The organism is Bacillus hominis (assembly GCF_018332515.1).
Lineage (GTDB): Bacteria > Bacillota > Bacilli > Bacillales > Bacillaceae_G > Bacillus_A > Bacillus_A hominis.
The window spans coordinates 1-245 of record NZ_BOQD01000542.1; the positions used below are offsets into that span (position 1 = coordinate 1).

At 33.9% G+C, this 245-nt stretch carries 1 protein-coding gene; it reads right to left on the reverse strand.

Annotated elements, in window-relative coordinates:
- The coding region (locus KI356_RS27235; protein ID WP_212937006.1) for a hypothetical protein at nucleotides 1–245 on the reverse strand (245 nt) is incomplete at both ends.

Here is a 245-nt window from a genome sequence, read left to right on the forward strand (position 1 = left end):
ATACGTAATTGTATCACCAATCGTTGCAAAAGCTTTATCACCGATTTTAGTAGTAGTTAAAATAGCACTTTCAATTGTTGTGATAACACTATTTGAAGTAATGTTTTTTGAAACAGGAGGATTATCTGGATTAACGATATGCTGAAAGCTAACGCTAGCTTGATTCGTAATTGGATTAATAGCCGGGATTTCATTTGAAGTAATATGAAATTCTACAATGGCAGATTCGTTTGGCGCGATATCAC